This is a genomic window from Thalassotalea sp. PLHSN55 (genome assembly GCF_052030545.1).
GTDB lineage: Bacteria > Pseudomonadota > Gammaproteobacteria > Enterobacterales > Alteromonadaceae > CANMXU01.
The window spans coordinates 266,192-290,398 of record NZ_JBPDIH010000004.1; the positions used below are offsets into that span (position 1 = coordinate 266,192).

The 24,207-nt window shown below is 38.3% G+C and carries 17 protein-coding genes; all 17 read right to left on the minus strand.

The features are described 5' to 3' along the window. Positions 1–271 precede the first annotated feature (271 nt). On the minus strand, positions 272–1,999 hold the full coding sequence (locus ACRRSQ_RS09715; RefSeq protein WP_440875538.1) for an SLC13 family permease: 1,728 nt from the start codon (positions 1,997–1,999) through the stop codon (positions 272–274). A 58-nt stretch (positions 2,000–2,057) separates the two neighbouring features. Continuing rightward, positions 2,058–3,467: a sulfate adenylyltransferase subunit CysN gene (gene cysN / locus ACRRSQ_RS09720; protein WP_440875539.1), complete on the minus strand. Its 1,410-nt coding sequence runs from the start codon at positions 3,465–3,467 to the stop codon at positions 2,058–2,060. A 57-nt stretch (positions 3,468–3,524) separates the two neighbouring features. Then, entirely contained in the window at positions 3,525–3,869 is a 345-nt protein-coding gene (locus tag ACRRSQ_RS09725; protein WP_440875540.1) for a four helix bundle protein, read from the minus strand. Positions 3,870–3,923: 54 nt separating this feature from the next. After that, positions 3,924–4,823, minus strand: a complete 900-nt coding sequence (cysD, locus tag ACRRSQ_RS09730; protein ID WP_440875541.1) for a sulfate adenylyltransferase subunit CysD — start codon at positions 4,821–4,823, stop codon at positions 3,924–3,926. Between the two features lie 154 nt (positions 4,824–4,977). Continuing rightward, positions 4,978–6,588: a glucose-6-phosphate isomerase gene (gene pgi, locus ACRRSQ_RS09735; protein ID WP_440875542.1), complete on the minus strand. Its 1,611-nt coding sequence runs from the start codon at positions 6,586–6,588 to the stop codon at positions 4,978–4,980. A 606-nt stretch (positions 6,589–7,194) separates the two neighbouring features. Continuing rightward, positions 7,195–8,094, minus strand: coding sequence for a UTP--glucose-1-phosphate uridylyltransferase GalU (gene galU / locus ACRRSQ_RS09740; RefSeq protein WP_440875543.1), 900 nt, complete (start codon positions 8,092–8,094; stop codon positions 7,195–7,197). A 178-nt stretch (positions 8,095–8,272) separates the two neighbouring features. Next, a complete protein-coding gene (locus ACRRSQ_RS09745) occupies positions 8,273–9,439 on the minus strand; it encodes a nucleotide sugar dehydrogenase (RefSeq protein ID WP_440875544.1) in 1,167 nt (388 codons plus the stop codon). Between the two features lie 634 nt (positions 9,440–10,073). Then, a complete protein-coding gene (locus ACRRSQ_RS09750) occupies positions 10,074–11,522 on the minus strand; it encodes a phosphomannomutase (RefSeq protein WP_440875789.1) in 1,449 nt (482 codons plus the stop codon). A gap of 2 nt (positions 11,523–11,524) precedes the next feature. Further along, a complete protein-coding gene (locus ACRRSQ_RS09755; protein ID WP_440875545.1) occupies positions 11,525–13,222 on the minus strand; it encodes a mannose-1-phosphate guanylyltransferase/mannose-6-phosphate isomerase in 1,698 nt (565 codons plus the stop codon). Positions 13,223–13,340: 118 nt separating this feature from the next. After that, positions 13,341–14,441: a dTDP-glucose 4,6-dehydratase gene (gene rfbB, locus ACRRSQ_RS09760; RefSeq protein ID WP_440875546.1), complete on the minus strand. Its 1,101-nt coding sequence runs from the start codon at positions 14,439–14,441 to the stop codon at positions 13,341–13,343. A gap of 32 nt (positions 14,442–14,473) precedes the next feature. Then, positions 14,474–15,697 carry a glycosyltransferase family 4 protein gene (locus tag ACRRSQ_RS09765; RefSeq protein WP_440875547.1) on the minus strand — a complete coding sequence of 408 codons (1,224 nt, stop codon included), beginning with the start codon at positions 15,695–15,697 and terminating at the stop codon, positions 14,474–14,476. A 2-nt stretch (positions 15,698–15,699) separates the two neighbouring features. Beyond that, positions 15,700–17,370, minus strand: a complete 1,671-nt coding sequence (locus tag ACRRSQ_RS09770) for a heparinase II/III family protein (RefSeq protein WP_440875548.1) — start codon at positions 17,368–17,370, stop codon at positions 15,700–15,702. Between the two features lie 89 nt (positions 17,371–17,459). Continuing rightward, the gene (locus ACRRSQ_RS09775) at positions 17,460–19,580 is read right to left on the minus strand and encodes a bi-domain-containing oxidoreductase (RefSeq protein WP_440875549.1); all 2,121 of its coding nucleotides are present in this window, start codon (positions 19,578–19,580) and stop codon (positions 17,460–17,462) included. After that, positions 19,580–20,731, minus strand: a complete 1,152-nt coding sequence (locus tag ACRRSQ_RS09780) for a Gfo/Idh/MocA family protein (RefSeq protein WP_440875550.1) — start codon at positions 20,729–20,731, stop codon at positions 19,580–19,582. Before ACRRSQ_RS09780 ends, ACRRSQ_RS09775 begins: the two co-directional genes overlap by 1 nt. A gap of 3 nt (positions 20,732–20,734) precedes the next feature. Next, the gene (locus tag ACRRSQ_RS09785; RefSeq protein ID WP_440875551.1) at positions 20,735–21,784 is read right to left on the minus strand and encodes a glycosyltransferase; all 1,050 of its coding nucleotides are present in this window, start codon (positions 21,782–21,784) and stop codon (positions 20,735–20,737) included. Positions 21,785–21,844: 60 nt separating this feature from the next. Further along, positions 21,845–22,990, minus strand: coding sequence for a hypothetical protein (locus tag ACRRSQ_RS09790; protein ID WP_440875552.1), 1,146 nt, complete (start codon positions 22,988–22,990; stop codon positions 21,845–21,847). Further along, entirely contained in the window at positions 22,983–24,197 is a 1,215-nt protein-coding gene (locus ACRRSQ_RS09795; RefSeq protein ID WP_440875553.1) for an O-antigen ligase family protein, read from the minus strand. The genes ACRRSQ_RS09790 and ACRRSQ_RS09795 overlap by 8 nt, the downstream gene beginning before the upstream one ends. Positions 24,198–24,207 lie beyond the last annotated feature (10 nt).

The following is a 24,207-nucleotide window of genomic DNA, read 5'->3' on the forward strand; positions in this document are numbered from 1 at the left end:
AACGTATAATCAAAGCCGTTCATGCTGAGCTTGTCGAAGTATTAAAACGGCGGTTCGCCATAATAAAACTCATCAAGCTTGAATTATTCATAATTCCCTGACTACTGACAGCTTCGACAGGCTTCCTTCTAATGCTTCGCGCTTCCTTCGACTGCTTCGTGCTTCCTTCGACAGGCTTCCTTCGACTGCTTCGCGCTTCCTTCGACAAGCTCAGGACGAACAGTATTATGTAATTTTTACCCTAGCCGTTCATGCTGAGCTTGTCGAAGCATTAAAACGGAAATATTATCGGTATCATAGTCAACACCACCACACTGTAGGTGAGTGAGACTGGGATACCAAATTTAATAAAGTCAGTTAACTTGTAGTTACCGGCACTATACACCATAACATTGGTTTGATAGCCAAATGGGCTGATAAAACTGCCACTTGCGCCAAATGCGACCGCCATAACAAATGGCATTGGGCTTACGCCAAGACCAAGAGCAATATTGTAAGCAATCGGAAAAACTAACGCGGCTGCCGCATTATTGGTCACCAATTCGGTCACTATTAAGGTAATAAAAAATATAACCACTAAGGCAAAAAACGCGCTTTGCCCTTGCATAACAGTTTCTAACCCCCCCGCTAACAAGCTCGCTAAACCGGTATTTTCCAATGCAGTTGCTAGGGTTAATGCACTTAATACTATCATCCATATTTCTAATGGAAAACGTCGCTTAATTTCGTTGACGGTTAAACAGTCTGTCATCACCAACAGAGCAATATAAAACATCAGGCACTTCAATAAGGTGATTTCAGTAAAGACTGAAACGCCAATCACCGCAAAAAAGCCCCAAATGGTCATATGATCACGCCAACCACTAAGCATATTGTCTGGCTTGTGACCGGAAAGAATAAAGAAGTTTTTACTTAAGTTGGTTCGAGAGGCAAAATCTTGGCCAACCGCTAATACGAGAAAGTCACCTGATTGAATCACAATTTCACCAAGCTTACCGGAAAGGGGTTCACCTTCTCGGCGAATGGCAACAACCGCTGCGTCAAATCGTGCGCGAAAACCGGCGCTTTTTAAGCTTTTTCCAATAACGGCTGAATCAGGTTTGATTAAAACTTCGGTTAAGTTATCACGCAATAAGCCATCTTGTTCCGCAAATAAGGTTAAACCATCAAATTGCTGCAAAATAAGGACTTTAGAAATATCGCCGGTAAAGATCAATTTATCACCAGCAATAATATAATCATCCGGTGCCACCGGTGAAATTAAGCGCCCGCGACGAACAATTTCCACTAAAAATAAGCTGTCGAGATTACGCAGGCCGTTATCTTCAACCGACTTACCTATCATGCTCGAATCCGCTTGTACTTCAGCTTCAAGCAAATAATCTTGGGTTTCAAGTTTACTGCCTTTCATATTAGGCAGTTTATAAATTCTGGCAATTATCACAAAAAAACAAGCAAATAATGCACAAGCACCAACAAGGGTAAAATCAAAAAAGCCTAAGCCCTGCTCTCCTTGCTCTATCAACATACTGTTAACGATAAGATTGGTTGATGTGCCCACCAGCGTTAACGTGCCACCTAAAATAGCAGCAAATGATAAGGGTAGTAATAATTTCCCTGGGTTGATAACGGTGTTAGCTTTTATTGTGCCTATTAATGTCGCAACCACCGCTGTATTGCTCATTAATGCCGAGGCTATTGCAGTGCTAATAAGCGTTTTTAAAGTGATTTTAAATTTAGAACCGTTGATCATTAACCCTGATAAACGCCTTAAAATACTGGTTCGCTCAAAGGTAAATGAACAAAAGACTAGTAAAATTAAGGTGATTAAGCCGGGGTTAACTGCGTTGCGCAGTATGTCGTCTGAAGAGACAAAAGAAACCGCCAAGCAAACAAGCGTAGCGCCAGCAAATATTCTTTCAGGATGTTTTTGATATTTTAGCAAACCTAAAAACGTAGCAAAAAATATCAATAACATAAGCCATTGTATCGCCGACATTTATGTTTCCTTGTAGCAATAAACGCTTGTTGGCATTCACCAACAAGCGTTATTGTAACTATTGAGCTTTAAGAATGTCTCGAGCGCCCCAGTGTGGGAAGTGCTTACGTACTAGCGCGTTAAATTCTACTTCAAATTCTGAATAGCTTTGCTTGTCTTGATCTGCAAGTGCATTGTTGATCATACCTGCGCCAACCGTAATATTGCTTAAGCGGTCAACAATGATAAATGCACCTGTGCCTGCATTGTCGTTATACGGGTCAAAATGCAACGCTTCTGCCACTTCAAAATCAACAGAACCGATTTCGTTCAGTAGTAATTGCGTTGCATCTGCTTTTTCCATGGTATTAACGTTAATACGGTTAACAATTTTGCTCGCATGACCTGTGGTCATTTTTGTACCATGTTTGATGTAATATTCACGGCCAGTTTCTAGCTCGTCTTCATGCATCCAAACCACAGTAGCATTAATATTTTTGGCACTGGTTGGTAGACTGTCTTTCTTAACAATCATTTCGCCACGGCTAATATCAATTTCATCTTCTAAGGTAAGCGTAACCGCCATGCCTTTTTCAGCACGTTCAATATCACCGTCAAAAGTCACGATTGATTTAACCGTACTTTCTTTGCCTGATGGCAAAGCAACGATGGTATCGCCAACACGTACATGACCAGAGGCTACGGTGCCACAAAAACCACGAAAATCTAAATGCGGACGATTGACATATTGCACAGGGTATCTAAATTGGGTGAACTGCTCATCAGTTTCAAACTTAATGGTGTTTAAAAGTTTCATCATGGTGGCACCTGGGTACCACGACATGTTTTCACTTTCTTCAACAACATTATCGCCATTAAGTGCTGAAATAGGCACAAAACGTACATCGTTAAAGTTTAATGATTCGGCGAATTCACGGTAATCTTTCTTGATTTCTTGGTAGCGCTCTTGGCTATAATCAACTAAGTCCATTTTGTTTACAGCAATGAGTACATGCTTAATACCAAGCAATGAACAAATGAACGAGTGACGACGTGTTTGCACTTGTACGCCATGACGAGCATCAATTAGAATAATTGCTAACTCACACGTTGAAGCACCAGTTGCCATGTTACGGGTGTATTGTTCGTGACCTGGAGTGTCGGCAATAATGAACTTACGCTTATCTGTCGAGAAATAGCGATAAGCAACATCGATAGTGATACCTTGCTCACGCTCTGATTGCAAACCGTCAACGAGTAAGGCTAAATCAACCTCTTCACCTGTAGTGCCCGACTTTTTACTGTCGTTTTCAATAGCCGCTAGTTGATCTTCAAAAATCATTTTTGAGTCATGTAATAAACGGCCAATTAAGGTACTTTTACCGTCATCAACGCTACCACATGTGAAAAAGCGTACTAATTCTTTATTTTCATGTTGCTTTAAATAAGCTTGAATATCTTGTTCAATTAAGTCTGATTGGTGACTCATGTTGTTTCCTTTTGAAAGTTAGAGCTACAAGTTGTAAGCAACAAGCTTTAAGCCCAATTAACTCTCTCTGATTTTATTAATTAACCCCATTAACATCTTGGAAATTTCGGTTGTTTCACTAATGCAGTTATCAGCAAAAGAACGCTCAAGATAGTTAATTTCTTTAGCAATATATAATTGTGTTCGCAATTCACCACAAGAACCTTTAGCAATATACAAAAACTGGCATTTCTCTTTAGATGTTTGCCTTTCCATTCCTTCGGAAATATTACTGGCTATCGATAAACTAGCTCGCGTAATTTGATCTTTAAATCCATAGTCTTTGTGCATGGCAAATGCTTTATAAGTAGCAACAGATAACCCAGTTGCTCTTTGCCAAACTGCTAAATTTTCAAAATTCATCTCTCATCCTTGAGTATTTGTTACTTGAATTCTTGAAGCTTGATTTCTTGTCGCTTAGAAGTAACCTTCCATTTTTTTCTTTTCCATCGAGCCAGCAGAATCATGATCAATCACTCGACCTTGGCGCTCAGACGTTTTGGTTAATAACATTTCTTGAATAATTTCAGGTAAACTTGCCGCTTCTGACTCAACTGCGCCGGTTAACGGGTAACAGCCTAATGTTCTAAAGCGCACACTCTTCATTTCAGGTTTTTCGCCTGGCTCAAGTGGCATGCGGTCATCGTCAACCATAATAAGTGTGCCGTCACGCTCAACGACAGGGCGTTTTTCAGATAAGTAAAGCGGTACAATTTTAATGCTTTCTAGGTAAATATACTGCCAGATATCTAGCTCGGTCCAGTTAGACAATGGGAATACACGAATGCTTTCACCTTTGTTTACTTGGCCATTGTAAATATTCCATAGCTCAGGACGTTGGCTTTTAGGATCCCAACGGTGGTTTTTATCGCGGAAAGAATAAACACGCTCTTTTGCACGAGATTTTTCTTCATCTCGACGTGCGCCACCGAATGCCGCATCAAAACCGTATTTATCTAAGGCTTGCTTTAAGCCTTGTGTTTTCATAATGTCGGTGTGTTTTGCACTGCCATGAGTAAACGGACCTACGCCCATTTTTAAACCTTCAGGGTTTTTGTGCACTAATAATTCAAAGCCATACTCTTTCGCCATTTGATCACGAAATTCAATCATTTCCTTGAATTTCCAATCGGTATCAACATGCAATAACGGGAATGGAATTTTCCCAGGTGCGAAGGCTTTACGTGCTAAGTGCAATAATACGGCAGAATCTTTACCGACTGAATAAAGCATAACAGGGTTATCGAACTCTGCTGCGACTTCACGCATGATATGAATGGATTCAGCTTCCAGCTTTTTTAAATGAGTTAAGTTCATTGAATCGACTACAATTGTTAATAATTAGTAAGATGGATTTATAGTGCCAGAAAAAGCAAGTTTGTTCCATATTAGAAAAAGAATTTATATAACAAAAAGTAATATGAAAATAACTTAATAACACTCGTGCGTATAAAGTGTCGATAAATTAAGGTTAAATATCACCCTGTTGAAACTTATTAAGCAAAAATTCAGTTGATGAAGACAAACCGCTGATTTTATTTCCTTGCATGGCACTAAGAATGTCTTTTCCTAACACTTTACCTAATTCAACACCCCACTGATCATACGAATTCACCTGCCATAGCGCGCCTTGTACAAAAATTTTGTGTTCATAAAGCGCTAACATAGCGCCTAGTGATTCAGGGCTAAGCTTTTGACAAACCAAGGTATTACTTGGGGTATTGCCTTTCATGGTTTTATGTGGCGCTAATTGACTAATTTGTAGGTCATTTAAACCCGCTTGCTGCAGCTCTTGTTTAGCTTGGGCTAAGGTTTTACCTTGCATTAATGCTTCGCTTTGGGCAAAACAGTTTGCTACCAGCACCTGATGGTGAGAGGTATATTCACTGTCGCCGTTAAGACTAACAATAAAATCAGTTGGAATAATGTCATCACTTTGATGCATTAACTGCATAAAAGCATGTTGACCATTAGTGCCTTCTTGACCAAAAACAATGGGCGCAGTTAGCCAAGCAAGTTTTTCACCGCCTGTTGATACCGACTTACCGTTACTTTCCATATCTGTTTGTTGCAAATAGCCTGGTAGCGCACGTAGCGAGTGCTGATACGGTAAAATAGCTAAGCTCGGGTAACCTAGGGCATTTCTATTCCATATACCTAGCAGCGCCATAATAACCGGCATATTTTGCTCAAAAGGTGCGTTTTGGAAGTGTTGATCCATATTGAATGCACCTTGCTTTAATCGCGCAAAGTTATCATTGCCAATTGCCAATGCTAAAGGTAAACCAACGGCTGACCATAACGAAAACCGACCACCAACCCAGTCCCACATTGGCAAGATGTTGTTTTTGGCAATACCAAACTCCGTCGCTTTTTCAACATTACTGCTTACCGCATAACATTGTTTTTCAATACAGTTTTTTGGCAAACTCTGACATAGCCAGGCTTTTATCGCTTTGGCATTTAATAGCGTTTCTTGCGTGGTAAAGGTTTTTGAAATAACCACGAGTAACGTTGTTGCAGGGGTTAGTCTTGCAAGTTTCTCGGCAAGAGCGCCGCCGTCGACATTAGCAATAACATGAACATTTAAACCAGTACGCAGATATGGTTGCAGCGCAGACAAACCAATTTTAACACCGTAAAACGAGCCACCAATACCCACTGCAATCACATCGGTAAACTTTTCACCAGTACTACTCGTAATTTTGCCGGAGCTGACTTTTTCAACAATATCCGCCATTTTTTGCTCTGTGGCGATAACCTCGTCGGCCTGGTCTTTTAATATGGCAATTTTTTGCTGATTAGGCGCACGCAGCAAGGTATGCAATACCGCTCGCTGCTCGGTATTGTTAATAATTTCGCCACTAAATTGGCTATTAATTTGGGAAGATAAGTTATTTGATTTAGCTAGAGAGATAAGTGAAGAAAATTCTTGCTCGTTAATATTTTGCTTTGAATAATCAAGAAATAGCTCTGCGGCACTAACCGAATATTTCTGCGCTCGTTTTGACTCTGAAAATAATGAGGTAATGTCTCGATTTTTTGCGTTTTCTGCTAACGGTATTAGTGTATTAACATCCATTTATTAAGCCTGTTTGCATGAAATTAAATAATTAAGGTTATGATTGATTCGTTATTTATATACGCTAGTTTTTAAGTCGCAACTCCCTATACTTCGACAAGCTCAGCATGAACGGGAGTTTGCCCAATTTAATACCCCACCAATCCGCTCGCCCTGTCAGTCCTGAGCCTGTCGAAGGAAGCGCGAAGCAGTCGAAGGGTCAGTCCTGAGCCTGTCGAAGGAAGCCCGGCTATGACAACTCCCTATACTTCGACAAGCTCAGCATGAACGGGAATTTGCTCAATTTAATACTCCACCAAACCGTTCGCCCTGAGCTTGTCGAAGGGTCCGTCCTGGGCCTGCCGTAAGAAGCAATACAATTATTTACTTTCCAACTCCCTATACTTCGACAAGCTCAGTATGAACGGGAGTTTGCTCGATTTAATACCCCACCAACCGTTCGCCCTGAGCGCGAAGCAGTCGAAGGGTCCGTCCTGAGCGCGAAGCAGTCGAAGGAAGCCTGTCGAAGGAAGCAACACTTTGATTTACTTCTCAACGCCCTATACTTCGACAAGCTCAGCATGAACGGGAATTTGATCAAGTTAATCCCTCCGACTTTAGGAGTAATTATAAATCCAAGCTCGAAATATAGGCTTTAAAGTCTTCAGCAAGTTCTGAATGGCGTAAACCGTATTCAACATTCGCTTTCATATAACCAAGTTTTGAACCACAATCGTGCGATTTTCCTGTCATATGAAATGCTTCAACCGTTTCTAATTTCATCAAGCTAGCAATAGCATCAGTTAATTGAATTTCATCACCAGCACCTGGAGGGGTAAATTCAAGTAGCTGCCAAATTTTTTCTGATAAAACATAACGACCAACAACCGCTAAATTCGATGGAGCTTCATCAACAGGTGGTTTTTCAACAACGGCAGTCATCGATTTTGATTCACCAGGCGTTAAGTCTGCACCGCCACAATCAACAACACCGTAACTGCTCACCTGCTCCATAGGTACAGGTTCAACCATAATTTGGCTGTAACCACCTACTTCATTATAGCGATTTAACATCGCAGCCAAATTTTCAGTTTTTAAATTGGCTGAAGCATCGTCTAAAATAACGTCAGGCAAAACAACAACAAAGGGCTCTTCACCAATAATTGGGCGCGCTTTTAATACCGCATGACCGAGGCCTTTCGCCTCACCTTGGCGCACATGCAATATAGTTACATCTTTCGGACAAATCGCTTGAATTTCGTCTAAAAGTTGGCGTTTTACGCGCTTTTCTAAAGTGGTTTCTAGTTCAAATGATTTATCGAAGTGATTTTCAATAGCATTTTTAGAAGAGTGCGTAACAAGTACAATTTCCGTAATGCCTGCGGCAACACATTCATCAACAATGTATTGAATAAGAGGCTTATCAACGATTGGAAGCATTTCTTTAGGAATGGCTTTTGTTGCTGGTAACATGCGAGTACCTAGACCGGCAACTGGGATAACTGCTTTTCTAATTTGTTTAGACATTTTCTTCCTTAATAACCCTACTTTAATTTGCTTAGCTCTATTCTATGGGCTATTCAAATACTTGTCATGGGTTTATAGATGATTTTTTTTACATTTATATTACAACCAATAAAAAACGACAGTGTTTTGACTGTCGTTTAATGCTCTTAAATAGTTTATATGTATTTCACTTTAGATTTTAATCACTACCAAAAAGGTCACGTGTATATACTTTATCAGCGACATCTTTAATATCATTTGCCATACGGTTTGATACGATCACATCAGAGATTTGTTTAAACTCATTTAAGTCAGCAATGACTTTTGAGTTGAAAAAGTCAGCTTCTTTTAACTCAGGTTCATAGATAACAACTTCGATGCCTTTGGCCTTAATACGTTTCATGATCCCTTGAATGCTTGATGCTCTAAAGTTATCTGAGCCTGTTTTCATGATCAGTCGATAAATACCAACCACTTTAGGTTGCTTGGCGATAATAGAATCTGCGACGAAATCTTTACGCGTGGTATTGGCATCAACAATGGCGCCAATAAGAGAATTAGGCACATCTTTATAGTTTGCTCTAAGCTGCTTAGTATCTTTTGGCAAACAATAGCCACCATAGCCAAAAGAGGGATTATTGTAATGATCGCCAATGCGTGGGTCTAAACCAACACCTTCAATAATATGCCTACTGTCTAGGCCGTGAGACTCAGCATATGAGTCGAGCTCATTAAAAAAAGCAACTCGCATGGCAAGATAAGTATTTGAAAAAAGTTTAACCGCTTCAGCTTCGGTTGAGTCAGCAAAAAGTGTTGGAATGTTTTCTTTAATTGCCCCTTGCGCTAATAAACTTGCAAACACTTCTGCTCGTTCAGATTGTTCGCCAACGATGATGCGAGAAGGATGAAGATTATCGTAAAGTGCTTTTCCTTCACGCAAAAACTCGGGCGAAAACATAATATTGTCGCAGTTAAGTTGCTCTTTGATACTTTGCGTATAACCAACCGGAACCGTAGATTTTATCACCATAACCGCTTTTGGATTGATTGCCAGAACATCTTGAATAACGGCTTCAACAGACGATGTATTAAAATAATTGGTTACAGGGTCGTAATCAGTAGGAGTCGCAATAACAACATAATCAGCGTTTTTGTAGGCAAACTCTTTATCGGTAGTTGCGACAAAATTCAGCGTTTTGTTTTCAAGAAAGTCTTCGATTTCTTTATCTGCAATTGGTGATTTTTTATCATTTAGCAATGCAACTTTTTCTTCAATAATATCAACCGCAATCACTTGGTTGTGCTGCGCAAGCAACATCGCATTAGATAAACCTACATAGCCAGTACCGGCGATGGTAATATTCATTTCAATCCTTATCACGTGTATTCATCTGCATTTTATTGACCACAATAAAATTACTTGCTTAATTTTAAATTTCTTCCGTTTTACTCCCTATACTTCGACAAGCTCAGCATGAACGGGAGTTTGCTCAATTAATTTTTATTAATCCATTCGCCCTGTCCGTCCTGAGCCTGTCGAAGGAAGCGCGAAGCAGTCGAAGGGGCCGCCCTGAGCTTGTCGAAGGGAGCGCTGCCATTTTTCACCTTACAACCCCCTATACTTCGACAAGCTCAGCATGCACGGGAGTTCTAGTAATTCAACTCCCTATACTTCGACAAGCTCAGCATGAACGGGAGTTTTAACAATTCAGCTCCCTATACTTCGACAAGCTCAGCGTGCACGGGAGTTCTAGTAATTCAACTCCCTATACTTCGACAAGCTCAGCATGCACGGGAGTTTGTTCAATTAATATTTACTTAATTAATCTTTTACCAATCCGTTCGCCCTGAGCCTGTCGAAGGGAGCGCTGCCATTTTTCACCTTACAACCCCCTATACTTCGACAAGCTCAGCATGCACGGGAGTTTGTTCATTTAATATTTACTTAATTAATCTTTTCCCAATCCGTTCGCCCTGAGCAAAATTTATAAAGTTACTCACTACAACTTAACAACATTACTCAAAACTTTAACCACTAGCTGTTGTGCGGTATTTTCATCAACCGACTCTGCATAGCAGCGCAATTCAGGTGCATTTCCAGAAGGGCGTAGATGAATAACATCATCATTAGATAAGGTCATTCTTAAACCGTCTGTTACATCAACGTTATTAACATTTATTTCGTCAAAACCTAATAATTCAATCAACTGCTGAGCATTGTCACGATAGGTTTTAATTATGTTTTGGCTTTTTTCGGTTGCGAAGTTTTTAATTCGGTCGCTTGCTGAAAAGCGTTTTGAACACTCAGCAACCAGTGATGAGATGTTCCCATTGTCACTTTCGATACTCGCCGCTAGTAACATTATCGCAGGCAACACTGCATCACGCGTCGGCAAGGCGGTTAAAGTTTGGTTGTTTATAACGACATCACTACCAAGTAAAAAGCCGCCGTTAGCTTCAAAACCGGCAACGGCATTATATTTTTCAGATAAGCGCGCAAATTCAGCAATCACATACGGTGAGCCAATGCGGGTGCGGTCTACTTGTTTAAAGGCACTTGACAATTCAATTGAGGTATTTGAACTAACAGGCACTGCCAATGCTTCTATATTGAGTGCTTTCGCACATAAAAGCCCAAGAATATCACCACGTAACCAATCACCCTTTTCATCCGCTATTAATGGCCTGTCGCCATCACCGTCGGTTGAAAAAATCGCGTCAAATTTGAACTTTTGTGACCATGCTTTAGCTTTTGCTTTATCTTCTTCAGATACGGCTTCGGTGTCAATTGGCACAAATACATCGCTGCGCTCAAGAGAGGTTACTTGTGCGCCTAGTTGTTCAAATAAGCTTTGGTATAAATCGCGCCCGGCACTTGAATGCTCATAAATACCAATGTGCTTACCCGATAAAATCGGCTGCGGAAATAAGCGCGTATAACGCTCGATGTATTCGTTAGCTGCATTGTTATCAACTTCTAGCTCAGGCAACACGCCTAAATCTGACACTAATGCTTGAGCAGTTAAAATTGCTTGCTCATCACTTTTTGATATTTCACCGTCTGGACGATAAAACTTCAAACCATTGCGATCAAAGGGAATATGACTGCCGGTAACCATAATACAAGGAATATTTCGTTGCATGGCCGCACTAGCCAGTGCGGGGGTAGGAATAACGCCGTAATATAATACACTAATACCTTGCTGCCTTAATACGGCACTACAAGCCTGTGCCATTGCATAACTGCTAGGCCGGTTATCAATCGCGATAGCTAACGTATCAAAAGCAAATTGTGATTTGATTGATTCCACAAAGGCAAGCGTAAAAGCTGCACACACTTCTGAAGTGAATTGTTCAACCAAACCGCGAGCGCCACTAGTACCAAAAGCTACGCCGCTATTAGCAAGTATTTGTTGGCTATTTTTTTCTGTATCATTATTTACAGACATCATTATTTTACTCGACCGTATTTATCTTCGAAACGAACAATATCGTCTTCACCTAAATATGAGCCAGATTGTACTTCGATAAGCTCTAGATCCACTTTTCCTGGGTTTTCAAGCGCATGAACGACGCCAATAGGAATATAAGTCGATTGATTTTCAGTAAGCAATATTTCATTCTCGCCATTGGTGACTTTGGCGGTACCAGAAACAACAATCCAATGCTCTGCCCGATGGTGATGCATTTGTACTGACAGTTTAGCGCCAGGTTTTACCGTGATGCGTTTTACCTGAAAACGTTCGCCATTATCCACAGAGTCGTATTTACCCCATGGGCGATATACTTCACGATGTAATTTAAACTCAGGGCGCTGTTCAGCTTTTAGTTGATTAACAACGTTTTTAACTTTTTGCACCTGCGATTTTTTAGAAACTAAAACCGCATCTTTAGTTTCAACAACAACAACATCATCTAAACCTACAAGAGCAACTAACTTCTCTTGTGCGTTAACATACGAATTAGAGCTGTCGATACTGATGACATCGCCTTTAAGTACATTTTCATCACTATCTTTTTGCTCAATATCCCAAAGCGCTGACCAACTACCAACATCACTCCAACCGCAATCCATGGGCACAACAACAGCTTGTGAGGTTTTTTCCATCACCGCATAATCGACTGAGTCGTCAGGGCATGCTTCAAATGCTGCTTTATTCACACGAATAAAGTCAATATCGTTGGAAGTAGTTGCCATAGCCTTTTCACATGCCTCATAAATATCAGGGCGATGCGCTTTTAGCTCTGCCAAATAACAACTGGCTTTAAATAAAAACATACCACTGTTCCAGTAGTAGTCACCACTTGCTAAATATTTCTCAGCTGTAGCTAAATCCGGTTTCTCGACAAACTCTGCCACATCGAAACCATTTAATACCGTTTGTTCTGAGCCCGCCGAAGGATTTTCCAATTCCGCACTAGCCGTTCGCACTGAGCTTGTCGAAGGGTTTTGCATTCCCTCTCCAACCGTTCGCCCTGAGCTTGTCGAAGGGTTATTCATTTCCACCCCAACCGTTCGCCCTGAGCTTGTCGCAGGGTTATTCATTTCCGCCCCAACCGTTCGCCCTGAGCTTGTCGAAGAGTTATTCATTTCCGCCCCAACCGTTCGCCCTGAGCTTGTCGAAGGGTTTTCCATTTCCGCCCCATCCGTTCGCCCTGAGCTTGTCGAAGGGTTACCCTTTTTAATATAACCATAACCCGTTTCAGCAGCCGTTGGTACAATGCCAAAAGTCACTAACTTGCCAGACTCTGCATACGGCGCTGCTCGCTCAACCGAGTTACAAAACGCTTGCTCATTTTTAATAACATGATCGGCTGCAAGTACAAGTAATAAAGGATCATTACCTTTTTTTAAGGCTTCAAATGCAGCCAAGGCAATAGCAGGAGCGGTATTTCGTCCAACAGGCTCTAAAATGATACCGCTATTGTCAATATTATTGGTACGAAACTGCTCTGCAACCGAAAAGCGATGCTCTTCATTACAAATAACAATAGGCGCTTGATGTTCAATACCCGACAATCGTAATGCAGTAGCTTGCAACATAGAGTTTTCACCATGAAGCGTTAGAAACTGTTTAGGAAAAAGTTGGCGTGAAAGTGGCCATAAACGCGAACCAGAGCCGCCAGCCATAATTACGGGTAAAATCATGTAAATCCTTTATTCATCAACTATGCGATAGTAAATTTTATGAACATGATTCTAAGGGATAAATGTTAAAGAATATAGCGTTAATTAGAGTTATTAACGCTATATAGGGGAAAGCTAATTAAGAATATTGCTCTTTAATCCAACTTTGATAAGAGCCATCTATCACGCTCTGCCACCAAGCTGCATTCGTTAAATACCACTGCACTGTTTTAGCAATGCCACTTTCAAATGACTCTTTCGGTTGATAGCCTAATTCATCATTTGTTTTAGTTGCGTCAATTGCATAACGTCTGTCATGCCCAGGTCTATCTTTAACATAAGTGATCAAAGACTCCGTATTTTTATCGATAGCCGCTATAGCAGTAGGAAAACGCTTAGCTAATTCCTCATTATTAATAAATTCCTGCTCAACTAACTTTGAGATGGTTTTTACAATATCTATGTTAGCCCACTCATTATTACCACCAATATTATAGTTCTCTCCAATACGGCCATTTTGTAATACTAAATCAATACCATAGGCATGATCTTCTACATATAACCAGTCTCTAATTTGCTGTCCATCACCGTATATAGGCAAAGCCTTATTATGCAAAATATTCGTAATAACTAAAGGAATTAACTTTTCAGGAAAGTGGAACGGACCATAATTGTTTGAACAGTTGCTAGTAGTAACATTTAAACCAAAAGTATGATGATACGCCCTTACTAAATGATCACTTGCTGCTTTACTAGCAGAATAAGGAGAGTTTGGTGCATATGCGGTATCTTCAGTAAATGCAAGATCAGTTGCTGATAATGTACCATAAACTTCGTCTGTTGAAACATGATGAAAGCGATGACCTTCAAGTACAGCATCTCCATCTAACCATACTTTTTTAGCTGCTTTTAATAAACTATAAGTGCCAATAATATTTGTTTCAATAAAAGCGTCAGGACCCGTAATTGAACGATCAACGTGCGATTCAGCCGCGAAATGAACTACGGTGTCAATTTCATGTTTAGCTAATAAATATTCTACTAACGATTGGTCACAAATATTACCATGCACAAAAGTAAAATTTTCATTGCCTTTTACAGTGTCTAAATTAGCAATATTACCTGCATAAGTTAATGCATCTAAAACCACCACTTTGTCAGCTGGGTACCGTTGAAGCCAATAATGAACAAAGTTAGCACCAATAAAACCAGCACCTCCCGTAACTAACAAGATTTTCATCAACTACCTGCTATTTAAACTCACACTTTAAGTTAATTAACGACTTCTTCTAATTTTTCCAACATTAATAAAGCTAACTTTTCACGATCGAAGTTAACCGCAGAATTAACGCTATTCTGTGATAGCTCCTTCATTAACTCTTTATCTCGGTACATCCTTTCTATTGCATCAGCAACCTGCTCAGGCGACTCAGGAGGAACAATAACACCTGATTTTGTCTTTCTAATAATTTCCGATGCTTCCCCGCCTGGAGATGTCATTAACATCGGTAAACCCATTCCCATTGATTCAAAAATTTTTGAAGGTATTACAGTTTTAAACAATGGTGTATCTTTTAAACTTACTAACGAAATGTCACATAAACTCCAAAGCTTTGGCATTTCAGACTTTGGCTGGCGAGGAATAAGTACAACATTTGATAAACCTTTTGATTTAACTAAGCTTTCAACTTGTTCTTTTGCAGCTCCACCGCCAGCAAACAAAACCCTTACCTCAGTAAAGTCTTTAACTAACTCTGCGGCATCTACTATTTTGTCTAAAGAATGTGCTAAGCCATGTGTTCCGACATACCCCACAACGAACTTATCTTCGAGGTCATATGCTTTCGCAAAAGCTTCATCTTTGCTAGTTACAGGGATATATTTTGATAAATCAACACCATTTAAAATCACATCAATTTTATTGCCATCAACACCTCGCTCAATTAACTCAGACTTAAAGCTATGTGTTACTGATATTATTTTATTTGCTCTACGATAAAGAAACATCTCTACTTTTTCTAAAATTCGAATTGGTAAGGTTCGTCCCATAGCACCAACAGCAGTGATAGAAGCAGGCCAAATATCTCTTAACTCAAAAACAAAAGGTTTAAATCGAATAGCTGAAAGCGCCCAAGCACTTACAGCAGTAAAAAATTGTGGGGAAGTACCAATAATGACATCGGGCTTTTTAACAAATAAACCGGCAAAAAAGCTAGTCGCCATAAAAGACATAAAATCGAGAATTCGCTTAGCAAAACCTTCATTAGCCGTTATATAGGTTTTAACTCGTCTTACCTCTATACCTTCAATGTATTCTTTTTGATACCATTTATTTTGGTATCCTTCAAAAACTTTTCCTTCCGGAAAATTAGGTGCTCCTGTGATAATTGTAACCTTATGCCCTAATTTCACCCATTCTCTAGCATGTTCAAAAGTTCTTGTAGCAGGTGCATTTCCTTCCGGTGGAAAATTATCGGTTAAAAACAAAATATGCATAATTAAATTTTATTCCAACTTATTTTATAACAAACTTGAGATGATAAAAACTGAACCTTTAATTTCTCTGATGGGATCACAACACCAAATTCTGGATGCCATGTTGATTTTTCAACAGCCAATTCACCGCCCAGAACTTCAAGATGCAATTCATAACCATCAACAAGCAATACTACTTGTGTATTGCTTGCATTTTTAATATTTACATTTGGATGTAAATGAAAATAAGCTACTGCATTTTCATACTCACCTTGAAGCACATCGTCAATAGATAATTCATCAAGAGAAACATGCCAAGCACGGTGGTGAATACAATTGATCCCTTGCTTTTTATAGCCATTATGAGCTGCTGAAAATTCAACCGTTTGATTTGAAGAAACATTACCAACTTGTCGATTACCTATTTCTGCACGCCTTGCAACTCGAAAGCCACTCCAAACCTCAGAAGAATTAATATCATTTATCACCACACTATTATGCGCTGCTGTTCCTCGCTGTCTTAAACGCTCCGCTTTCATACCATATTCTGACGTTCCTGAATTTACAAAAAACCTCAGGTCACCTAATGACAGCTCAAAAGATAAAGAATCGGCATGTGCATGACCGGGTATGTAACTTGGTCCTACGTTCGCAAGATCCGCAATTAAACTTATATCAGCACTTTTTACTGAGACATAGCCAGAGTTTTGTAAATTATATACAGTTAAACGGTCTTCAAAATGTTCTAAGCTATTAAGTGAAAAACCTAGCTTTTGAGCGTAGGTTCGTAAAACTCTATTGTCTGGTGCTATACCAAAAGCGGAGTCGTTAAAAAAACTGACCTTGTCATCACCATGACTCATCACCTCTAACCAACCAAACATCTTGATAATGGTTTTATTTACTAACTCAACGGTTTTATTTGGTATATTACCAGGGAAGGCTTTGAATAAATTAGCAAGATCTAATAAATCTGTCAGCATAATAGCATGATACATTGGGGTTAATTCAAAGCTACCGCCATCATTTAACACCTGTTCTTTTAGCTGTACTTCAAAGTCTTTTAGCCCTATTGCCAAAAAGCGATCAGAGGCTTTCCCTTGAAAAAAACACCCAGCAAAAATTAAAGCCTTTAAATTAACAAAATAATGATTGCCTAGTAAGTGCTTTTCTAAGTCTTGAGTTAAGAAATCTGCTTGCTGTACCAAACTATTCTGCATTTCTTTATCGTATTCTACACCCGAAAGAAAAGCCTTAATCCAGTTAACTATACGTAGTGATAATGTATAAGCTTCCCAGCCATTCCCTCCATCACTAGCGGGATTTTCAATAATCCAACGTTTAATCCAGCTAAGCTGAAGTTTTTGCTGTGCTTCAGAGCGTTCAGAATTTAAATCATCAAAATAATGTAAATTATATAACCAAAGCTTTTCTTGGTTAATATCGTTCCAATCTTCTTTACACTTAACACTCCCTTTATGATTTAAAAAGTTAACATCAGACTCACTAATAAATTTCCTAGGATATAGCTCTTGATGGATCCAGTTGCCAGTAACATTCGCGACATTCCCCTGAATAGTCCGTGCTTTAGGGTGGCGGATTTTTTTTAATACTCGATGAAATATTTGAGTAAATTTAAGGTATTTTAACGTGTGAAAATAAAGAAAAAATTTTGACATTATTTTAAACTTCATTGTTAATTCAGTGTGTTAACCAATAAGAAAGGGCCCTAGCTGAAATTTTATAAAATTCAGCCAAAGCCCTTATCAGAAAAAACCTAGAGTTATTGCCTTAATGATTGAGCAATATCAACAGACAAGCGAGCTACTTCCATGACTTCTTCAAAAGGAATCGGTGAAGGCTCACCTTGCTTAATTGAGTCAACAAAAGCTTTTGTACAATTGGCTTGCCCTTTATCCTGAGACATTAATTTATCTTTATTAAAGCCTTTCCAGTCATACCCAGTTAACTTTCTAAAGTTATCTAATTGAAGCACGCCATCATTTGCAAATACTTCAATTCGTTCTTTAGCAAACGCTTTACCGCCATTGGCTAAGTAATGAATAGTACCGAACGAACCATCTTTAAAGGTTAATGTAATTGACGCTTTATCTTCAGTTACTTCTACACCATCAGCTTTGCCCATTGATGTAGCGGTAAACCCTGTTATTTCACTGCCTGCTAAGAAACGCATTAAATCAATATAATGGCATGCCTCACCAATAATACGTCCGCCACCAACTTGAGGATCCTGGGTCCAATGATCAGCAGGAATAGCGCCAGCATTCATGGTCATAATAAACGATTTAGGTTCAGCTACATTAGCAAGTAAAGATTTCATTTTAATAACATGAGGGGCAAAGCGGCGATTATAACCAACCATTACACGGCAAGCGCCATGTTTGTCATTATATGCTGATTCAATAGCGTCTAACTCAACGTGAGTTAATGCCAAAGGCTTTTCAACAAAAACATTTTTCCCTGCATTAATAGCTTGAATCGTTTGTTCAGCGTGCAGGTTATGCTGGGTCGCAATAACAACAGAATCAACTTTTTCAGTAAAAGCAGAATCTATCGACGTTGATGCCTCTAGAAAACCATTTTTCTTACCATGTTGAACAGCACTAGCCCCACCACTAGCAATAAGTGAAACTAAATTTGCATCAGCTTTTTTAAACTGAGGGATCAATACCCTAGACGCATAATTACCTGCACCAATAAAAGCAAAATTTCCTTTAGAAGGAACATGATTATTAGGTAAATCACACAGTGCAACTGTTCTAGTAGTTAGATCATCAACTGTTTTGTTTTTATAAGATAAAATAATCCCTAATGAGCTTTTATCATCTAGCTTTTTATAAGCATCTTCCGCTTTTTCAAGTTCGAAGCGATGGCTAACTAGAGGCTTGACATCAAGCATGCCTGAACTCATTAAATCTAATACGGCTTCAAAATTTCTCTGCTCAGTCCATCGTACAAAAGCAAAAGGGTAGTCTTTTCCTTTTTGTTCATACTCTTCATCATAGCGGCCTGGGCCATATGAACATGAAACTTGAAAAGTTAATTCCTTTTCGTAAAAGTCAGCGCGACTAAGCTCTAAGCCTACAACACCAACTAATATTATGCGGCCTCTTTTTCGGCACATGGTTGCAGCTTGGTGCATAATATCATTACTTTTTGAGCTAGCTGTTATAAGTACAGCATCTACCCCGTTACCACGTGTAAATTTATTAGCAACTTGAAGAACGTCTTCCCCTTTTGATAAATCAACAACCTCAGCACCAAAACTTTTAGCAAGTTCACATTTAGATGAATCGAAGTCAACCCCAATTACTCTACAACCATTAGCTTTAAGCATTTGAACTGCAAGTAAGCCAATTAGTCCTAAACCTGTAACAACAACTACTTCACCTAGTGTTGGTTTAATAAGGCGAATACCCTGCAGGGCAATTGCCCCTAAAACGGTGTAAGAAGCAGACTCATCATCAACATCATCTGGTATTTTAGCAATTAAATTTTTAGGTACCCTTACCATTTCAGCATGATTACCATTAGAAACAACCCTTTGTCCAACTTCGAAAGTGGTACCTCCAGAATCTAAAACAGTTCCTACATTGCAGTAACCCAATGGCATCGGCTGATCTAATTTAGACTTTACAGCCTCAATAGTAGGAGCCAAGCCATCAGTTTTAACTTTATCCAGAACCATTTTAACTTTATCTGGTTGTGATCGAGCTTTTTCAATCCAACCAGCTTTACCAAAATCAACAAGCATTCGTTCAGTGCCCACTGAAACAAGAGTTTTTCTTGTTCCAATAATAACTTGACCACTAACTGGTTTTGGCGATGGAAGCTCTTCAAGTAAAATTTGCCCATCTTTTAAGTTTTGAAATATTTGTTTCACTATGGATTCTCACTGTTCAATGTGCAATTAATGACTTTACCAGTATCAACTGCTTCTTTAATTTTTAATACGAGTAAAGCACTACCTTTAATATAACTAAGGTCTTCACCAGTTTGCTTTGCATCTATAGTGTTGATATAAGAAGACACTATATTCTCTTGATGGCCATGGTCTCTAAATAGAAGTTTATAGCTATTTTTCTTTTCAACCACATCAGTAGTTAAAGAATGGAAGTCTTGTAAAGATGCTAATAAATCACCTTTATGTACATTTAAATACTCTCGAACGCCTTCAAATGTATGGCCCTTGGCTGAAAACGTAATCGCCGCTTGAGACCCATCATTAAAATTTATCGTTAATGAAAAATTAGACTTTTCATTTTGACAATTGGCAGGGTTAATTGTACATGGAAAGACATTATCTTTACCAACCAAATGAATACACAAATCGGACCAATGGCACAAATTGCCTAAAATACGCCCACCTTCTTCTTCTGAAAAGTACCAGTGACCATCTTCAATTTCATGCCCTGAGACAAACCAGTTAAGCATTGAGTTACCACTTTGTTGACTCATTTCATGACTCAAAATTTTAAACAATTTACTTTGTGGTCTATTAAAACCTAAAAACACCTTCGCTGTGGGGTTCTCAAGCATAGCCTGCTCTAACCTTTCCATTTGTTCTTCACGAACAACATGAGGCTTTTCAATATGAACCGACTTACCGTGTTTTATTGCTTCAATTGCATATTCTGCATGGCTTGCATGATTTGAAGCAATGTACACTATTTTAACGTCACTATCATTTAAGATATCTTGGTAATCATTAGTGGCGCAGTAAGCATTATAAGTTTTAGCTAAAGACAATGACTTAGACTTATCAACGTCTAATGCGTATTTAATTTTTCCAGCCGTTTTCTTCGTTACATAATAAGCAATTGTTGAAAAAGAAAAATTACCACAACCAACAATAGCAACATCGCCGTGCTGTTTACCCTTAGGGTTAATCCAACGTTCATCATCAAATACTTCAGTATTTTTCATATGTAGCTGTGACTTAACTTTAATAACCGTTCTAGAAGGACCGTACATTCGTACATATCGAAAAACCTTCTTTAATTTGAAACCTATCGGTTCTTTTGTGTAATCCATTTATTATTTTCTCTCTAACAATTTTAATAAAACCTGTTGGGACGCTAGCTTAACTTTTTCCCAGCTATATTCCTTTTCAAATAAATTTCTTGCCCTTTCGCACATACAATCGAACTCATTATCTTCTAAAGCTAAAATTTCTTGTTTTATACTTTCAGCATCGCCATATTTTGTTACTATGCCGCAATTACTTTCAACAACTAAACGACTTACCAAAGCCTCTTTATTGATGATCACTGGGCGACCAACAGCTAACGATTCTGCGAGTTTATTTGGGGCGGCATATCTGTTTATTATGCGATGAGGGCTATAATGAGCAAAAACATAATCAGCACTTTTAGTTAATTCCAAAACTTTTTCATGATCTAAAAAACCAAAATACTTACAATTAGGAACAGAAGATACTTTTTTTACTATCTCATCATCGCCTTCGCCAGCAATTAATAACTGAACGTTAGGCATCAAATTCGCAAGTTCTAACAACGTATCTATCCCTCGGCCAGAATCTAACCAACCAGCAAACACTATTCTAATAGTGTCATCTTTTTCACGAGGAGGTTCCTTACCTGGATCAATTGGTGTATTTCTAATTACGCTAATCTTTTTTTGGCAAAACTTTGGTAATGAGGTAGCCCTAAAAACTTCAGGCACTAAGGTTGCATCTGCATACTTAACAATAAGTCCTTCAAGAATATTTAAAGCGCCATTTATTGCTCTTGGAAGCGCATAACGTTGCGCTAGATTATCATGAATATTATAGAGCAATGCAGTTCTGTTGAAGAGTTTATAAACAAACGCGGCAGGGAATGATTCAACATCAGATACATGAATTAATTCAGGTCGTTCCTTTTTTAAGAACTTATAAGAATTTACGTTATACGAGAAAACACCTCTTAAATAAGTAAAAAAAGCAGAGCCATTTAACATCGGATAAAACTGCCCTACACGATTAACCTCCATACCATCCCACGAATCTTTCGAGGGTAAGTCACTTTCTCTATTAGCACCGATAAAGATAGCATTTAAACCGATATCTTTTGCTACAGTCATCATTCTAATAACTCTAGGAATTGGTCTCGATGACGTTCTTAAACAAATAAACTTTTTCATTAATTAAACTCTATTTTTTAAATGAATTAAAGGTGGTATAAGTGAGAAAATAAACATAATAAAAGCTGAGTAATAGAGGCTAGTCAGAAGTTCAACATTAGAAAATGATGATAACAACAGCACTAATGATGAACCTATATAAGCGACCATTTCCAACTTAGGAGTGTAAAATTTAAAACAGTTCATTAACGTCATCGCGGAAAAAAACAAACACATAGCAACAACAACGTCTGCAAATATTTCAACTTCAGACGATGTTGATACACCATAAACAATTGGTATTAATAGCGACCAAATAGGCAAACTGATTATTATAACAACGAAAATAGCTAATATTTCGAGATAAAAAAACACTAAAGACTTAAAGCTTTTATGATTTAATTTATTAATATTTGCTAACCATATTGCTTGAAATATGACAGCAAGCGCAGGGGAAACAGACAACGCAATAAGAATAATACTATTTTCATTACCACTAGGTGAAGTAACTAAACGAGGTAAAGCCGAAAGTAAACTACACGCAATAGTTGCAAGGGCAAAAACTTTCAACCTTCCTAAATTTTTAAAGTAGTTAACCCTTACTTTCATGGCTGAATTGTTTAAACGACTCACTTTATGTTTGTATAACCAATATACAAAAGCACTCAGCAACAAATAGTAACATGTATATATTTTGATAACGTCTTCGTTACTTGGTGGGATTAGTAAGAATGGCACAACAATAAAAATAGCTCGCACAACTGATGCTACGCACAATTTTTGAGCAGCTTTTTTACTACCTTCATATTTTATAGCTATACCGTTGTGCAGTTCAATAGGTGATTCTGACAGCTTGATAGCCATTGCGCAAAAAGCTAACCATAACGTTACATCTAATATCAAACACAAGATGGTTGAAACTAAACAAGCAAGAAACAAATTAATATTGCGAAACACAAACTCCTTATAAAGTGAACCTTCTAGAGCACCATTAATAGCAATATAAGCGCGTTGCCCCATATAAAAAATAGAAAAACAAACACCGACCACAGCAAAAGAAAAAGAAAACTGTCCGCTTAGCAAAAGGTTATAATGTGAAGTAACAGCAACCAATAAAGCCGGTAAAAAAGCTAACAACGCTTGCCCAATAAAATTATTTAACTTATTCATTAGTAACTCTTTCTTTGAAAAAACTTCCACTTAAAATGGCTACCAAAGTAGCTACCAGTATTTGATATTGAAAGAGTGTAAATGTGGCAGCACTAGCATTAAAAAAGATTATTAGCAAAAGGGCAGAGCCTACACTTCTTTTTTCATTTCTATTTAAAAAAGAGCATTTATTAGTCAAGCAACTAAATAAAGGCGAAAAAACAAAACCTAAATAACTAATAAAACCAATGAGACCAGTAGACATTAACAGATACATAAATATATTATGCATATAGGTTACATGTGTATATTTACCATCATAATTACTTGCTACACCTTTAACATAGTTTTCTCTGCCATAAAAAGTAACCTCTAAAGGAATTGGGGTAGCTAAACCGTTCCCAAAAACAGGACTCATTAAAAATTTGTTGTAAGCAAACTTTATTTCTTTCACTCTACTAGAGTCCCCCTCGCTCTTTAATTCAGTAACTCGTTCGATAATCAAATCTCCTAGTTTTGTTGATAGGACATACGAACCAGCTGAAGCTAAGGCAAACACAATGAGGACTGGAAGAATGAACTTTCTTTGCAGAACCTTTAAATAGATAAAATATGACATAAGACATAGCAATAAAATAAATTGCATCCTATATCCTCCACCTACTGTCATACCTAACATCAGGACAAGTATTATAATTCTATATACAGGCTTTAACCCCCAACTCGAAAATAATAAGAGCCCTATACCTACAAGGTTGTAGGGGAATAACAAATCTCTGGATATCTCAGTCCAACGGACAAAAATATTATCGGACACAAAAAACAGTGCAAAAAGTATTTTTAACGTCCATATAAAGCATATGAAAAGCAATACCTTAACTAAATACTCAGCATCCGCTCTTGTCTTAATTGGTAAAAATAGAAACACTAAAAGAAAGATAAAAGGAAAAACGCCTCTAAAAAACCAATCTCTAAAGCTAACACTATTAATCATTGCCGCAGGCAATGATATAGCTAAAACAGCAAAAAAAACCACTAAATAAATAGTAGAATAAGTGTTTTTTAATTTTAGAAAAAATAACCACCTTAAAAAAAGTAAGATGAAAGCACCTATAGAGATAACAAACGCAAAAATATTCTCTTTTGGTAAATCTGAGGCAAAAACAGCTGAAGTGACCATTAAAAGATATAAAATCTTCCAAGATCGATTGGATAAAAAATTACTCATTTAAAAAACT

Coding starts and splice junctions, on each gene's coding strand:
- ACRRSQ_RS09715 (WP_440875538.1), bottom strand. CDS start 1,999: ATGTCGGCGATACAATGGCTTATGTTATTGATATTTTTTGCTACGTTT.
- cysN (WP_440875539.1), bottom strand. CDS start 3,467: ATGAGTCACCAATCAGACTTAATTGAACAAGATATTCAAGCTTATTTA.
- ACRRSQ_RS09725 (WP_440875540.1), bottom strand. CDS start 3,869: ATGAATTTTGAAAATTTAGCAGTTTGGCAAAGAGCAACTGGGTTATCT.
- cysD (WP_440875541.1), bottom strand. CDS start 4,823: ATGAACTTAACTCATTTAAAAAAGCTGGAAGCTGAATCCATTCATATC.
- pgi (WP_440875542.1), bottom strand. CDS start 6,588: ATGGATGTTAATACACTAATACCGTTAGCAGAAAACGCAAAAAATCGA.
- galU (WP_440875543.1), bottom strand. CDS start 8,094: ATGTCTAAACAAATTAGAAAAGCAGTTATCCCAGTTGCCGGTCTAGGT.
- ACRRSQ_RS09745 (WP_440875544.1), bottom strand. CDS start 9,439: ATGAATATTACCATCGCCGGTACTGGCTATGTAGGTTTATCTAATGCG.
- ACRRSQ_RS09750 (WP_440875789.1), bottom strand. CDS start 11,522: ATGTCTGTAAATAATGATACAGAAAAAAATAGCCAACAAATACTTGCT.
- ACRRSQ_RS09755 (WP_440875545.1), bottom strand. CDS start 13,222: ATGATTTTACCCGTAATTATGGCTGGCGGCTCTGGTTCGCGTTTATGG.
- rfbB (WP_440875546.1), bottom strand. CDS start 14,441: ATGAAAATCTTGTTAGTTACGGGAGGTGCTGGTTTTATTGGTGCTAAC.
- ACRRSQ_RS09765 (WP_440875547.1), bottom strand. CDS start 15,697: ATGCATATTTTGTTTTTAACCGATAATTTTCCACCGGAAGGAAATGCA.
- ACRRSQ_RS09770 (WP_440875548.1), bottom strand. CDS start 17,370: ATGAAGTTTAAAATAATGTCAAAATTTTTTCTTTATTTTCACACGTTA.
- ACRRSQ_RS09780 (WP_440875550.1), bottom strand. CDS start 20,731: ATGGATTACACAAAAGAACCGATAGGTTTCAAATTAAAGAAGGTTTTT.
- ACRRSQ_RS09785 (WP_440875551.1), bottom strand. CDS start 21,784: ATGATGACTGTAGCAAAAGATATCGGTTTAAATGCTATCTTTATCGGT.
- ACRRSQ_RS09790 (WP_440875552.1), bottom strand. CDS start 22,990: ATGAATAAGTTAAATAATTTTATTGGGCAAGCGTTGTTAGCTTTTTTA.
- ACRRSQ_RS09795 (WP_440875553.1), bottom strand. CDS start 24,197: ATGAGTAATTTTTTATCCAATCGATCTTGGAAGATTTTATATCTTTTA.